12 protein-coding genes are annotated in these 15,457 nt (G+C 42.6%); 5 read left to right on the top strand and 7 right to left on the bottom strand.

All coding sequences use genetic code 11. From position 1 onward, the window contains the following. Positions 1–99 precede the first annotated feature (99 nt). Genes AAC006_RS12205 through AAC006_RS12215 form a run of 3 tightly spaced genes read right to left on the bottom strand, consistent with a single transcriptional unit; the run spans position 100 to position 3,107 of the window. Positions 100–816 carry a HupE/UreJ family protein gene (locus tag AAC006_RS12205; protein ID WP_339891491.1) on the bottom strand — a complete coding sequence of 239 codons (717 nt, stop codon included), beginning with the start codon at positions 814–816 and terminating at the stop codon, positions 100–102. Further along, positions 817–1,335, bottom strand: a complete 519-nt coding sequence (locus tag AAC006_RS12210; protein ID WP_126873980.1) for a DUF6644 family protein — start codon at positions 1,333–1,335, stop codon at positions 817–819. Positions 1,336–1,346: 11 nt separating this feature from the next. Continuing rightward, positions 1,347–3,107: a DUF6152 family protein gene (locus tag AAC006_RS12215; RefSeq protein ID WP_126873979.1), complete on the bottom strand. Its 1,761-nt coding sequence runs from the start codon at positions 3,105–3,107 to the stop codon at positions 1,347–1,349. 340 nt (positions 3,108–3,447) lie between these two features. Between AAC006_RS12215 and AAC006_RS12220 the strand changes: the two genes are divergently transcribed. Beyond that, a complete protein-coding gene (locus AAC006_RS12220; protein WP_126873978.1) occupies positions 3,448–4,224 on the top strand; it encodes a CmcJ/NvfI family oxidoreductase in 777 nt (258 codons plus the stop codon). A 68-nt stretch (positions 4,225–4,292) separates the two neighbouring features. Here the strand turns inward: AAC006_RS12220 and AAC006_RS12225 are convergent, their stop codons facing one another. Further along, positions 4,293–6,821, bottom strand: coding sequence for an ATP-binding protein (locus AAC006_RS12225; protein WP_260563900.1), 2,529 nt, complete (start codon positions 6,819–6,821; stop codon positions 4,293–4,295). Positions 6,822–7,239: 418 nt separating this feature from the next. Between AAC006_RS12225 and glpT the strand changes: the two genes are divergently transcribed. Further along, a complete protein-coding gene (glpT, locus tag AAC006_RS12230; RefSeq protein WP_126873976.1) occupies positions 7,240–8,598 on the top strand; it encodes a glycerol-3-phosphate transporter in 1,359 nt (452 codons plus the stop codon). Between the two features lie 70 nt (positions 8,599–8,668). Then, on the top strand, positions 8,669–9,724 hold the full coding sequence (locus tag AAC006_RS12235; RefSeq protein ID WP_126873975.1) for a 2-dehydropantoate 2-reductase: 1,056 nt from the start codon (positions 8,669–8,671) through the stop codon (positions 9,722–9,724). 10 nt (positions 9,725–9,734) lie between these two features. Here AAC006_RS12235 and AAC006_RS12240 read toward each other — a convergent pair whose 3' ends face one another. Together AAC006_RS12240 and AAC006_RS12245 are read right to left on the bottom strand one after the other, a co-directional pair. Continuing rightward, complete coding sequence (locus AAC006_RS12240; protein WP_126873974.1) at positions 9,735–10,580, bottom strand: DUF6279 family lipoprotein; 846 nt, start codon at positions 10,578–10,580, stop codon at positions 9,735–9,737. Between the two features lie 49 nt (positions 10,581–10,629). Next, entirely contained in the window at positions 10,630–12,402 is a 1,773-nt protein-coding gene (locus AAC006_RS12245; protein WP_126873973.1) for a hypothetical protein, read from the bottom strand. A gap of 124 nt (positions 12,403–12,526) precedes the next feature. On the opposite strand from AAC006_RS12245, the gene AAC006_RS12250 reads away from it, so the two are divergent. Next, positions 12,527–12,883: a VOC family protein gene (locus AAC006_RS12250; RefSeq protein ID WP_126873972.1), complete on the top strand. Its 357-nt coding sequence runs from the start codon at positions 12,527–12,529 to the stop codon at positions 12,881–12,883. 175 nt (positions 12,884–13,058) lie between these two features. Here the strand turns inward: AAC006_RS12250 and asd are convergent, their stop codons facing one another. Beyond that, positions 13,059–14,183 carry an aspartate-semialdehyde dehydrogenase gene (asd, locus tag AAC006_RS12255; protein ID WP_126873971.1) on the bottom strand — a complete coding sequence of 375 codons (1,125 nt, stop codon included), beginning with the start codon at positions 14,181–14,183 and terminating at the stop codon, positions 13,059–13,061. A gap of 347 nt (positions 14,184–14,530) precedes the next feature. Between asd and AAC006_RS12260 the strand changes: the two genes are divergently transcribed. Next, a complete protein-coding gene (locus tag AAC006_RS12260) occupies positions 14,531–15,337 on the top strand; it encodes an SDR family NAD(P)-dependent oxidoreductase (RefSeq protein ID WP_126873970.1) in 807 nt (268 codons plus the stop codon). Positions 15,338–15,457: the final 120 nt, after the last annotated feature.

The raw sequence follows: 15,457 nt of genomic DNA on the forward strand, positions 1-15,457 counted from the left end.
AACGCATTTTTCAGGGCGTATTTTATGTCTATTGGCATTACCCAAATGCATTACCCAAATACGTTAACCATTACATATCTCACGCATATCTAATACATGTCAGCGCAACAAATAGCCGGTAATGTGCATGCCGAATAACACAAGCCCTGCACCAAATAGCCCTATATTCACAGTGTTTGATACAGCACGGTAGTGGGGCTGCTTACGTAACCAAGATAAGCTACTAAGCAAAATTACAAGGGCCAACAATTGGCCAATTTCGACACCCAAGTTAAATGCCAACATGTTAGGTATAAGTCCGTTCGCTGACAGCGCTAAGTCTTGTAGTTTACTTGAAAGCCCAAAACCATGGGCTAACCCAAAACCAAATACGGCTATCTTAGGGTTTAAAAAGCGAAACTCGCTTAGGTTTTCCAGTGCTTTATAACAAATAGATATGCCAATAATGGCATCAATAAGATAGAGCTTTACATGAAGACCAGACAGCACACCAACCAGCAGTGTAATGGAATGCCCTAAAGCAAAAAGGCTTACAAATATAGCTATATCGCGAAATTTCGATAAGAAGAAAATGACCCCCACAAGATAAAGCAGGTGGTCGTATCCAGTTACCATATGTTTGGCGCCCAAATACATAAAGGGCCAAATGTGAACACCGAAGGCATTTGCTATAAAGCCTTGATCTTGTTGTGCTACACCGTGGGCAAATGCCACCGGTGACGATAACAGACAAGCTAAGAGGCCAGCTAAAATCAAGGCTGGCAGTAAGGTTGAAGAAAAAGCTGACAGAGCCCGTGCACACACAAGCCTAGTCAATTACGGGGTTTCCACGTAAGGAATAAAGCGCCCTAAAATAATAACGCTAGTCCACAAGAATAGTGATATCCAAGCTACCACCTGCGCATTTTTATCTAGTTGCGCCGGGGTATTCAACGCACGTGCAGACATGGGCATAGTAGCCATTTGCGGCTTAACACGTATTACAAAATAAAGCGTGTTAAGCCCCGCCAATATTATGCATCCCATTTTGGCCCAAAACGCAATATTCACAAGATACCTATCGGCATCGCCTACAACAAAGAGTAAGCCCGAAACCACATTGATGGCGAAACCAATCAACGCCCAACGTAAGAATACGTCAACCTGCTTGATGGGCACAGCCTTAGCAAAGCCTACCATTCTTAAATCAACTACCAGCAGCGAGCCAAAAAGCAAACACAGCCCTAAAAAATGTGACATTTCTAATGCTGGAAATACGACGGCATTGTCCATAACAAAACTGCTGATAGGGCTAGCATTAAGGGTATCGATAACCCACGAAAGTAATGAATTCATAGGTAACCTCCTTAAGACATGTAGCCAATTAATCGGCCAGCAATAATTGCGGCCACCCAACTGACCATGGCAACGGCAGCAAGTTTTTTATGCTTCGTCGACACGCTGTCAGTTTGTTTAATACAAATAATGACTAACCGCCATGTCAGCACAAGGCCTGCAACAACCAACAGAATTTTAATCCGAAATGCCCAATTAAAATAAAGCTCTGATGCATTTCCACAAAATAGCGCCACACCTGAAACTAAATTAATGCCAAACCCAACTAAAGCCACTCTCCAATAGTTTGCCATTGCAGTAACCGGAATAACTGAAGCGAAGCCAAGCACCCGAAGGGTTAGCATTAATGCTATGCCCACCATGGTAGCCATGCCTATTGCATGTAAGGACAGCACGATAGGGTAGCCCCATTCGGTATTTGATATGGTTTGACCTACCTTTGAGTCTTCAAGCTTGTACAGCGTACCCATGGCTGATTGACGGGCTGCGTTGTCGTCTTTTAAATTGTCATTTCCTGCAGTTTTGTTGTCGAGTGTTGTGGCGCTAGGCTCAAGATTACCTGAGCCTCGTTCGGCAGTAAGGTCGTCACAGTCATAAGGCTGATAGCTGTCTTGTGTGAAGGTGACTTCATCTGAACCTGTCATAGGTGCTTTAAGGTAAAGCGGATCGGTAATGGTATATTCACGTTTTAAGACCGTGCCATCTTCGTTTAGTGAGAAGCGCTCTACAATCACCATCTCACGGCTGTTTTTAGCCGGTGACGGTGGACCGCCATTGCCTCTTGGGCCTGCTGGTGGGCCATTCCTACCATCTGGTTCGCCTTCAGGGCGAGGAGGACGATTGTTGCCTTGAGGGCTCCCCATACTAGCCCCAGTGCTAGCATCGTCAGGCTTTCCTCCAGGACCTCCGCCCATGGGCGCCATTAACCATCCTTCGTCAAAGCCAGTGGTGGTTACCACTAAGGTATTTCCTTCCCATATACCGGTCGAAAATCCTGCTCGATTGGGCTCATAGTCTTCGGGCATCTTAGTACCATCTAAATAAATGGTACGTGTCAGACTCATAAATCCGTAAGTTAGGTTTATCTGTGTGCTGGACTGTTCAATTTTATTAACCATAAGATCGAACCACCAATCCATGATGATATTAGTCGGTTCACATTGGTATCTAGGGTTTTCATCTTGAGTCGCCCCTTCTACCGCCAAAGCACCTGCATCAGTTAACTGTGCAAAAGCGCCGCCACCGCCAGGTCTGCTACCTTCTTTGCGCACCATTGCCCAATTTCCTGCTAGATTTGGTCTTCCATCAGCGCGAATAGTTTCGCGTTCAACGGTAACGTCACTGTCAACAGCTGATGCGGTACTTGCGCCGTTAACAAGGCTCCCGTTATCATCAAACACACTATTTCGGTTAGCGGTTACGCCATTTTCGAAAGTAATTTGCTGCATATAACATGTAGTGGGGTCGTTTCTATCTGGAGAGCCTAAAATGGTGATAGCACTGCCTGCTTTGAATTGCTCTGTGTTCCATCCTCTACGTTTGAGTAACGAGCCTGACTGTAGCTCACAACGCATATTTGTTACGCTGCCATCTTCGTTCGTAACATCGAAATACACATAGGCATGCGGGTTAACTAACCGTACTCGAGTAATCTCGCCAGACAACTCAATCGTTTTATTCGTTTCAAATTGACCGCTACTTCCATGATGGGCGAAGGCCACATTCGGTAAAATAAGCGCTACAAGTACACATAGGCATCGTAGATTCCACATTGGTGTTGATTCCTTCCCACTTAAAAAATGTAAATAATGCGAGCCGTTCCTCGCCTACTGAGTATCAATGAAAAAAGCAGTGATGCTAGTAATGTAAAGATCATAAAGTAAACTCGCAACGCTCGCCATTGACGAAATGTAAAGACTGGTTAAATACTTTCAAAAGCTCGGCCTCAAAGCGGTTGCTGTCATCACAAATGATTTATCAGCCATTGTGATTGACTATTATCTTCATTTTCAAAATTCTGTTTATACCTGTATCCCATTTATCTCTTGTCCTTAAAAAACTATATTCCCTCGCATCGGGGAAACCTATACCATTTTTTAAGGAGTGCTTTATATGGCTATAGCCACAGTAAACTATCATGTGAAAAGTAACGAAGTTCAGGCATTTCATTTCGATGTTAATGGCGTTGTTGGGAATTTGATTTCGCCTGAATTAATTTCAGTCAAAGTGCCGGTTACTGATATACGAAAAAAAAACTATTCAGTGAATTTCAATAAAGATGGGATCACTTTTATAAACGCACCAACAAAGGTACATGGGTTCGATGAGTCTGAAGCGTGGGCGAGTGACTATGAAAGTGAGCTTACTGCCATTCTGCAGCAACAGATAAAAGCAAAAGAAGTCATTGTATTCGACCACACAGTACGAATCGACGACCCAAATGCAACACGAAGACCTGCCCGCAACGTTCACAATGACTATAGTGAAGGTGGGGTAGAAAAGCGTTTGTTGGATATTTTAGGTGCCCAAAAAGCGCAAGAGTTTCAGCAAGGGCATTTTGGGTTTGTTAATGTATGGCGCCCAGTGGAATACACGATACCTTCATCCCCTTTAGGGTTTATCTGCCCACGCTCGATGCAAGAAGATGACTGGATGAACATCGAATTGGAATACCCCGATCGCAAAGGTCAAATATTAGGGGTAGCGGAAAATAGAACCCACGAATGGTTCTATCAATCTGATATGACACCCGAAGAAGCGATTATATTTAATATCTATGATAACCGTGGAAGGCCACATTTGGCGCATAGCGCACTCGATATGGAAGGCGATACTGCTGTGACGAAACCACGAAAGAGTATTGAAACGAGAACCCTTGTTCGGTATTAGTCTTTTAACATGGTACAGAGCGCACTTCAGAAATTGTGGGTGGTATATAAATAGAGGTGAATACCTTTTTAAGGGTTGAGGTATTTATTCAACACTTCAAGCAGCTTTTCTTTTCGAATAGGCTTGCTGACATGGTCGTTCATGCCTGCATTTAAACAGGCGTCAATATCTTGCTGCATAGCATTTGCTGTTAACGCAATAATAGGTAAGGTACCGTTCATTTGATGGCGTATGACCCGAGTGGCCTCGTACCCATCCATTTCTGGCATTTGAATATCCATCAAAATAATATCAAATGATTGTTGAGATAACGTGTAAATAGCGTCGTTTCCGTTAGCAGCACGAATTATTTGTAGATTTGTGGCGTTTAGCATTGCCATTATAACTTCAACGTTTATGTCATTGTCTTCGGCCAATAGCACGCGTGTTTTTTGGAACTGGGTAATGAGTTGTTCGGCTTCTGGGTTCTGAATGTATTCTTCACCTATTGAATGACAAAATTCCAAAGTAAAGTAAAAGCGTGAACCTTGTCCAATGGCGCTAACAACGTGAAGTTTAGAGCTCATTTGCTCTAATAATTTATTGCAAATATTTAAGCCTAGGCCTGAGCCTCCATACTTTCGTGCCGTTGAGCTTTCAGCTTGAATGAAGGGTTGAAACAAGTTTTCTTGTTGAGACTCACTAATACCGATGCCGTTGTCCTGAACCCATACGTCGAACAAGCAGTGGGTGTTGTCTTTCTGTTTAACCTTAATACCTATTTCTATATCCCCAGCACTTGAAAATTTAATGGCGTTGCTAATCAAGTTAGCAAGTACTTGTTTAAGCCTAAGTTCGTCAAAAATCATCTCTTTAGGAAGCTCTTTATCGATATTTAGCTTAATCGTTAATCCCTTGTTGCTTGCTTGCGCGTGGAATATATCAAGTAGCTTTCTTATGCTTTGACGTAAGTTATACGGTCCGTAATCTAGCGCTAGCTTACCCGCTTCAATTTTAGAGAAGTCCAGTAAGTCATTAATAAGTTGCAGAAGCATTTCAGATGAATTGACAATTTGGCTGGTGAGCTTTTTAGTTTGTTTATCTTCTAGTTTGTCAGTCAGTACTTGCCCAAAACCAATGATAGCGTTCAAAGGGGTTCTAATTTCGTGGCTTATGTTAGAAATGAACTCTGTTTTAAGCCTGCTGTGAAGTTCGGCTTTTTCCTTCGCTGATATATAAAGTGCATTGGTCTTGCGTGCTTTTTTAAGCAAAATTAAAATAATAACCAAGGTGACAAGGGTTAATGCAATAAAAATCACGAGCCAGCGGGTGAAGAGCTTTTGCGTTTGCTGAGCAGCTTCCCTAGCGTCAAGCAGTTCAGAAATAGCGCGGTTTTCTTTTTCTAATAGTGTGGTTTTTTCTTTTTGCTGCTCTATTTCGTAAACTAAATTTGCGCTCTCTAATAGCTCTAAATCTTCGTACTTTTTAGCTTCAAGGTATTCGTTATGGTAAACCTCGTATTCCTTGTACGCCGTTTCAAAATCACCTTCTTTGGCGCTAATTTGTGAGGCGAGCTTTTCAAGTTCTGCCCGCCATGTGGTCTTTTCACCCACGCGGTAGTCGTCATAGGTGCTGCGAGATTTATCAAGGGCCACTCTCGCTTCGCTTAAACGTCCCCGTTCCATCAACGCCTTCGCTTTTAATCTATAAATTTCGCTATCGTAAAAAGAGGTGGTAAGTGGGTGAGAAGTGACCGTTTCAGCCAGCTTCAACGCTTCTTCAATATTGTCAGTTCGAAAATAAGTAGACGCCATTCCATATAAGGCGATGTATTCTGCGTAATTAATGTCTATCTTTCTGTCAGATTCAATGGTTTGCTTAAAGTAGGTAATCGCTTTATCGAAGTTGCCCATATTTCTAAATAAAATGCCTATGGCGTACAGGTTGTCACTAACAAGCGGCCATTCATTGAGGGCTTTTGACTCTGCTAACGACTTCTCATAATACTCAAAGGCAATATCAAAAGACTTTACCGAGTGATAATAATCAGCAGCTATATAGTGATACAGGGCCGTGGCATAAGTGAGGTTATTTTCATGAACCAGTTCGTTAAGCGTATTTAATAAGTTAGCGCTTGATGCGAAAACTTGCCCTTCATTGTATGAAAGGATGAGATACGCAATTGCTATAGCCTTAACAGAAGAACTGGCAGCAGGAGATTGTATGACTTCACCGAACAACTGATATGACCGGTCATAATTAGCATTGATGCCTACCATTCTGGCCAGCCCCAATTTAATGATTAAACCATCTTCCGTTTCAGTGACTAAAGATTCTAGAATAGTCATCACATCATCAGGGGCGGTGTGATGTAATTTGAGCTTAAGTTGAATGTAGCTAACGGCTATTTTAGTTTTTTCAAACGAGGTGAAGTCAGGGGTGAGTAATCGTGTTTCCAGCGTCGATATCACTTCGCCAATGGGCATGGGGCTTTCAGTTTTAACCCGTGAATTCAACGACTCAAGTTCAGTCAATACATTGGCATACGCCACATGGCTAAATATACTAAGGCCAACTATTGTTAGAACTCTAAGAGAAAATTGGGTAATGGATAGCACAGTATTTTCTTACGTCTTGTTAGGTGACTGCTAGGCTTGAACTAACATCAACGAACTAAATTCAGTCTTTGCAAATTAGCAGACTTAACACGTTATGTCTTGAATTTAGGATAATTATCCACCGCGCCATTTGAAATTTAGCCTTTAGTCTAATGTTTTAAGTTTTATTGATATTTGCTCAAGCATTTCTACGTGTTCTTTTTAAAAGCCGTTTTAGGTAACCCTTAGCCTAGTATGACAATAAGTCATCTTCGTAACAAAGGCATGATAGCCCACAAGTCGCCACGTAGCATGACCACCGAACCTGCAATATCGGGCTTCCGATGAATAATTAACATATATGCTTGTCTTCTTAACTTTCTAAAAGCAGAATACGACCACAAAAAATAGTTCATCGCCAGATAGTTGGAAGCTTTATATGATTGGTTTTTTCAAGCCTGCAGCACATAAAACTCGGTTACAAGAACAAGAAATAGATCCAGTTTATAAAAAGCTTAGATGGCAGATATTCCTCAGTATCTTTGTCGGCTATGCGGGTTACTACCTTGTTAGAAAGAACTTTTCACTGGCCATGCCTTATTTAATTGAAGAGCAAGGCTTCACAAAAGGTGAGTTAGGTTTTGCGCTGTCTGCAGTCTCTATTGCCTACGGGTTAAGTAAATTTTTAATGGGCAATGTTTCTGATAGAAGCAACCCCAGATACTTTTTAATGACAGGGCTATTACTGTCTTCCTTGGTCATGTTTATTTTTGGTTTTGTGCCATGGGCAACCCAGAGCATAGCAATTATTTTTCTGCTGCTTTTTATTAACGGTTGGGTGCAAGGTATGGGGTGGCCCGCCTGTGGCCGTACTATCGTACATTGGTACTCGGGGAATGAACGAGGACAAGTTGTTTCGGTTTGGAATATTGCGCATAACGTTGGCGGCGGACTCATTGGCCCTTTATTTATCTTGGGAATGGCGTGGTTTAATGATTGGCGTAGCGCTTTTTATGTACCCGCAGCCTTCGCTGCATTAATCGCCGGTTTTGTATTTTTAACCTTACGAGATACACCGCAAAGTTGTGGTTTGCCACCTATTGAAGAACATCGCAACGACTATCCTCTCGATTATGAAGAAAAACATGAGCAAGAACTCAGTGCTAAAGAAATATTTGTTACCTACGTATTGAACAACAAACTCCTGTGGTTTATCGCTATTGCCAATGCGTTTGTGTATCTCATTCGATATGGCGTTTTAGATTGGGCGCCGCTGTACTTGTCAGAAGTAAAAGACTTCTCATTCGAGCATAGTTCTTGGGCGTACTTGTTGTATGAGTGGGCGGGCATTCCAGGTACGCTGTTATGCGGTTACATTAGCGACAAATGGTTTAAAGGCCGTCGTTCACCCGCTGCTATTTTGTACATGGTGCTCGTATTAGTCGCCGTTCTTGTATATTGGTTTAACCCTGCTGGAAACCCATCCATAGATATGGCTGCGCTAATGGCTATTGGCTTTTTAATCTATGGGCCTGTTATGTTGATAGGTTTATACGCGCTAGAATTGGTGCCAAAGAAAGCCGCTGGCACGGCAGCCGGATTAACGGGACTGTTTGGGTATCTTGGTGGTGCCGTTATCGCCAATATTGCCTTAGGTTTTACCGTCGATTACTTCGGTTGGAATGGCGGATTCGTACTACTCACAGGTGGGTGTATTTGTGCCATTGTGTTAATCGGGTTTACGGTTAAACATGAAATTGCGCATTTGAAAAGTAAAGAAGCGTCTGCAGCTAACTAAATGATGACGTTTATTTAACGCGAAATCTTGCCGTATTTAGACGTATTTAAATCTGGCAGTGGGTAATAGCATGAGCAAAATAAAGACAGCAAACAAAGCGAATATCGTCATGTTAGGCGCTGGGAGCATCGGATGTTATTTAGGAGGCTGTTTGCTGTCTGTTGGCGCGAATGTCACCTTAATTGGCCGTGCAAGGCTAAAAGAACAAATCGGGAAGAGCGGCTTAACGTTAACCGATTGGCGGGGTAGGAATACAAAGCTTAAACCGGACGCCGTTAATTTTACTAAAAGTGCCGAGGTAATGGAGAATGCTGATTACATTTTAGTGTGCGTAAAAAGCGGTGATACTCAAGAGGCTGCGTTGCTTATTGCGCAATATGGCAATAGCCTTCTACAGAAAACTAATCCGATTGTTATCAGCTTTCAAAACGGCGTAAGAAACGCACAGGTACTATCAGAATGCTTACCGAATTATACCGTCATGAAAGGCATGGTTCCCTTTAACGTGCTAGGGCAGGGCGACGGGCATTTTCACTGCGGTACAGAAGGCAATTTGTGTATTGAAGATAAAGCCGGGAAAGCGGAAGACTTAGTCGGCCTGTTTGACATGGCCGACTTGCCTGTTCAGGTGTATAAGGATTTATCTAGTGTGCAGTGGGGTAAGCTGCTCATGAATTTAAATAACGCCGTTAATGCACTTTCAGGCAAACCACTACTTGAGCAATTGCACGACAACGAATACCGAAAAGTAATGGCGGTTGTGCTAAAAGAAGCGTTAGTCGCAATGAAAACGGCTGGTATTGAACCGGCTAAAACAGGCAAGGTCGTTCCTAAACTTATGCCTTATATTATGTCATTGCCTAATTTTTTGTTTAAAAAGGTAGCTGCTGCAACGTTAAAAATTGACCCTCAGGCACGTTCATCTATGTATGAGGACTTAGCGCTGAATAGAAAAACAGAGGTCGATTACCTAAATGGCGAAATTGTTGCTTTAGGTGAAGCGCATCAAGTGAGTACCCCCGCTAATACCGCAATAGTCAAACTCATTAAAGCAGCTGAAAGCGCAAGAGAAGGGGCACCAAGATTGACTGCAGCCACCCTACAACAAGCGATAGCTGCTAGCTAGTCTATCGCTTTTAATCGTCTTGAAGGTCGTTAATATCGTCAATAATCTTGTTGAGCTTTTTCAACAAGTGTGACTTCTGCTTAGCGGTCATTGTCTTTACCAACTCATCGGCCAACGATAAATATGCTTCTCTGTTAGCCTTTCTGCGTGCTAGGTACTCTTCGGTGCGGTAGTCATCAGGGTGAGTAAGTAGGTGGGTTAGCTTTTGTTGAAAGGCTTCTGTATTTTGTCTGCTTGCAAACAGTCGGCGCGCTTCATTCTGCATGGTTATGCGGTATTCAAGCCAGTTTCCACGGGTACGGGCGAAGTGAGGTGCGGCATTCGCTATCATCGTTTTTTGCTCGTCAGTTAAGTCACCTACACTGTCTTCAAAACCTTCTTCGAAATTCTCAATTAACTTTTCAAGCCTTTCGCTGTCAGACATTGAGTCGTACTCATCAAGCTCTTCTTGCTCTTCTTTATTTTCTTTTTGAATTGCAGCAAACAAATAAATAACTTGGTCGTCACTTAAGCGGGAAGCGAGTTCTGCTAACTCAGGCGCTATTTTCGAACGTAATGTCATTACGTGCTCATTAGCCTGATTTAGATGATTGGCAATAACAGCTTTGTTTAACTTATCTTGTTTTATATCTTCGGTTATCTGCTCTAGTTGGGCCAAATATAAAGCCAATTGTTCTTCTCTGTGCCAATCAATCCACCCTTCAAGCTTAATATCGAAAATAGCTTCTTGTGAATCGTTAAGCTCTACATAATCGTCCATGTACCAATAAATAAGCCAATCGAGGTTATTGTATGCAAGCTTAGACGAGCACCCTGTCAGTACTAAGAAGCCAAGAACAAGCCATAACTTTTTCATCTTTAAATCCGTTGTCGATGTAGCTATTAGCTACTGATATATAAATTAATTACTGAGCACTAATAGTTCTTAGTAATTTAGCCGCATTTTGGATTTCAAAATCAATAAATCGCTGCTGAATTTCTATGGCAGCGCTACACATAATATCTGGTGACTCGAGAAAATCTTTAGGTGCTGCTACCACCTCAAAATGTGCCTTACTGCTATCCTTCATGCCTTTAACTAAATTCGTGATGATGTCATCACTTTCCTCGTCAGAATACAAAGAGGGGCTTACCTGCTGATGAGCAATAAGCTTTGCTATAACCTCAAGCTCAAGTGCCTTTACTTCGCTCGATAGCTGAGCTTCATTCCCAGCATGGTGTTCTAGTGGCACCTCTTCGGGATACACAAATGCGGCGCAGGCAAGGGGATATTGCCCTTGAAGTTCTTGCATTTGTTTTATCATTACATGCCAATAATCAACGATGTCAGCATCACTACCATGGGCGATATAATGCGTAATCCTCGCTTCAAACACCGCTCGAGCTCGGGTTGCAATAGCATTAATAGAAGCGCCTTCCCGTAAACCCTCTTCATTTATAGCGACAATTCGATAGTAGGTATCTGGATCTTTGTCTTTCATGGCAACCAAGTAGGCATGAGTCAATAAACCAGATTCTACTGCTTGCGTGTTTATTTCGCTTTCGTCTTCATAGCCACTGAACCCGTAGGCGCTACTGTCCACTACTTTACTGATAATACCTGCTCGTAAAAGTTCTTTGTGAGAAGGAGCCCAAAGTTCAGTATTCGGCGTATTTCGTATTTTTTTCGCAAACCAATTTGGAACATCGGCATCTTTATACGCTTGGTCAAACGCGGAACTTAACTCTGTGTTGTCATGCATAGACTTGCCGCCTAATGCGGGAGCGTGAAACTGCAACACGCCGTCTTCACCCAATAGCCTTTCTTTTCCCGCTAAATACACAATAGTGCATGCCGAAGAGCACGAGGTTTTCACAAATGTATTAAGTCCATATTCTTTGACTACAGCAGCTAGACGAGTCGCGCCGATAAGTCTTCCGCCAATACTGTGTAAGTGTATTGTTGTTATGTTTTCATTCTGTTTCAGTACATCTAGCAGCAGTAGTTCGGAGCCAATTTCTATACCGCCATAAAGTTCTAGCTCGGTGCCATTATTTAAAACTCTAAACTTGGTAGGGGGATAGGTGGATTCAGCGCCAATTAAAGAGATACTTTCAGTAATGATGGGTACCCCTGACCGATAGAAATCTACAGTGAAATTTATCATTCCTACTACTGTCATTATTATCGCCATTGTTGCCCAACCAGCAGAGCCACCGCGATGAGGGTGACGGATGGCAGAGCGAATTATGCCAACCGATTGCCAGATAACCACGGGTGTTAACACCACGTACAAAAGCATCATGTATATACCAAGCTCAGCTCGCGATGATGCACTTTCTATTTTAAGTTCAACAAATGAGCTTAGCGCAAGTGCACCAAGTGTTATTAAAATGCCAACCACCCAATAACTGATAGGTAACGATACTTGGCCTTTCCAAAAATGAATTAGCCAGTTTGCATGCAATGCTTCGTCATCGTATCTATCTTCTGCCAATACTGGGTCGTGATTGGCAGTATTTTGAGGATGAGAACTATCTTGATGCTGAGACGTTTCGGTTTTACTTGTTAAGGGGTGTCTTAAGGCTATTTCCTTTAGCACGGCAGACACTCTATAGGGGTATTGCTCTTTGTCGATGTAGGCTAACACATCTTCAAGTTCGGCAAGGCTGTAGTTTGAATAATCCGGAGCTTGCATTAAATACTTCCATGTGGCTTTTATATTATTGAAGATGACATTCATTGACGTGTTAATAATACGGAATATTAGCCGCTAACACTACAGTATTCACCATATCTACCTGAATAGATGAGGAAAAATCATGGCAACACACGAAAAGCTTAACTACGTTGAGTTCGGTACATTCGATATCAGTAGTACTAAGCGCTTTTTCGAAACTGTATTTGGTTGGGCGTTTACCGATTATGGCCCCGAATACACGGCATTTTCTAATCAAGGATTAGACGGGGGCTTTTTTAAAGCTGAGCGCGCTAGCACCACAGCAAATGGCGGCGCGTTATTAGTTTTTTATAGCGCTGACATTAGGCAAACCTTAAGCAAGGTAGAAAAAGCTGGTGGCAATGTGAACAAGCCTATCTTTGAATTTCCAGGCGGTTGTCGATTTCACTTTATAGAACCTGGGGGCAATGAATTCGCGGTTTGGTCTGAAAAGGAATAGAGGTCTGAAAAGGAGTAGTGGCCTGAAAAGTAATAGAAGCCTGCGCATGTTCACGCTGGCCCAGAGATGATCTGTATAAAAGAGCCCTTTATAAAAAAGCGCTGTATAAAAAAGCCCAGCTTAGAAAAAGCTGGGCTCTGTCACTTATTTTTAGCGGTGTTTACGCTATTATTTATTAAGCCTTACCAAGAACTATACGCAGCATTCTTCTAAGCGGCTCGGCAGCACCCCATAGCAGTTGATCGCCCACGGTGAAGGCTGAAATATATTCAGGCCCCATGGTCAATTTACGAATTCGACCTACAGGAATAGACAATGTGCCGGTCACTTTCGCTGGCGTGAGTTCTTGCATGGTGTCATCACGGTCATTTGGTACCACTTTCACCCACTCATTATGCTGTGCAAGAACTTGCTCAATCTCTTCAACTTGCAAGTCTTGTTTTAATTTGATGGTGATAGCCTGACTATGACAACGCATAGCGCCTACACGCACACAAATGCCGTCAATAGGAATAGGCTGCTCAGTTAAACCCATAATCTTGTTGGCTTCAGCTTGCGCTTTCCATTCTTCACGACTTTGCCCAGATGGCAACTGCGAATCAATGTAAGGAATTAAGCTTCCTGCTAGCGGCACGCCAAATTGTTCAGAAGGGTAATCATCGCTTCTGATAAACTCAGCGACTTGCTTATCGATGTCTAAAATAGCAGACGCTGGATTGTCTAAATTTGCTTTTACATTAGTGTGAATGGCACCCATCTGGCTAATAAGTTCGCGCATATGCTTAGCGCCAGAACCAGAAGCAGCTTGGTATGTCATGGGTGAAGCCCACTCAACCAAGTCTTTTTCGAATAAGCCACCTAGTGCCAACAACATTAACGATACCGTGCAGTTTCCACCTACGAAAGTGCGAATGCCGCTTTCAACGCCAGCGTCAATTTCTTTGCGGTTTACAGGATCTAAAACAATGACTGCATCGTCTTCCATGCGAAGCGCTGACGCTGCGTCTATCCAGTATCCATTCCAGCCGGTGTCGCGCAGTGAAGAATACACTTCTTTGGTGTAATCACCGCCTTGGCAGGTAATGATAATATCTTGCTTCGCAAGCGCTTGAATATCGAATGCGTCTTCTAGTACGCCAGCGTTAGCACCTGCAAAATCTGGCGCCGGAAGGCCTTTTTGAGACGTAGTAAAAAATGTGGGTTCAATGTGCGCGAAATCTTGCTCTTCTTGCATGCGCTGCATTAACACTGAGCCAACCATACCGCGCCAGCCCACTAAACCTACTTTTTGTTGTGACATTAACTTGAGAACCCTATAAAACTAAACTGTGTATTTATGTTGAACCAGCGGTGATATCACTCTGGCAACCCTATACCTGTCGCATATTCATTATTATGCCTGCAGTCTATAAACAATTTAAAACGCTGGCTAGCGGGTTTTTAGAAATATTACGTTATAGATATAAGTGAATCACATTTGGCGGGGGCATTATCAATCTTTTGTTGAAACTAATTCTTAAAATGCATAATTATCATTCATGTTAGAGAAAGGTAGTCTTGATTCAACAGTTTTTCAGGCTTTAGCAGTCTAAATGAGTACCGAGTCAAACGCGCTCTACTTTACGAAATTAAAAAGGAAATAAACGGATGAAAACTATATTAGTAACAGGCGCGACCGACGGCATTGGTCTTGAAACCGTAAAATTGTTAGCTCACGAAGGGCACAATTTGATCATTCACGGAAGAAGTGCTGATAAGTTAAAGCGTGTAGAGCAAATGTTAGGTGCCGATTACCCTGCAATAAAGGTGACAGGGTTCGTGGCAGATTTAAGCGACTTTCAAGCAGTTGATAAATTTGCAACTGATGTGGCAGGCGCTTTTTCAGCCATTGACGTTATCATTAATAATGCGGGTGTGTTTCATTCTCCCGACATTGAGACAAGCGCAGGACTAGACGTACGCTTCATGGTAAATACGATAGCGCCGTTCATCATTACTAAACGTTTGTTGCCACTTATGCCAAGTGATGGCCGTGTAGTTAACGTGTCATCTGCGGCTCAAGCCCCCGTTAACTTTGATCTGCTAAGCCAAGGCCCTTCTATGAGTGACGGCATGGCATACGCACAAAGCAAGCTTGCTATAACCATGTGGACACGCTTTTTTGCCGAAAAATACGCAGCAACAGGGCCATTGTTCGTGTCTGTTAATCCTAAATCTTTGTTAGGCAGTAAAATGGTGAAAGAAGCTTATGGTGTAGCCGGAGGTGATTTAGCAATAGGTGCGAAGATATTTGTGGAAGCAGCTCTTAGTGATAGGTTTGCAAACGTAAAAGGTGAATATTTTGACAACGACAACAATCAGTTTGCGCCTGCACATCCATTTGGTGAAAACTCAGCAAATAGAGAGCAATTGGTTAATGCAATTGAATCTATTGTTGCCTGTCACCTAAGTTAATAATTTCCAAACATTAGCATCTTCATGTAGAACACATCAGGTCCTCTGGTGTGTTTTGCCTATTCGGCACTATTTCATTTTTTCAATCTTGCCTTTGTACTATTTTTAATCCTTATCATT

It is taken from the genome of uncultured Alteromonas sp., from assembly GCF_963976965.1.
Classification (GTDB): Bacteria; Pseudomonadota; Gammaproteobacteria; order Enterobacterales; family Alteromonadaceae; genus Alteromonas; species Alteromonas naphthalenivorans.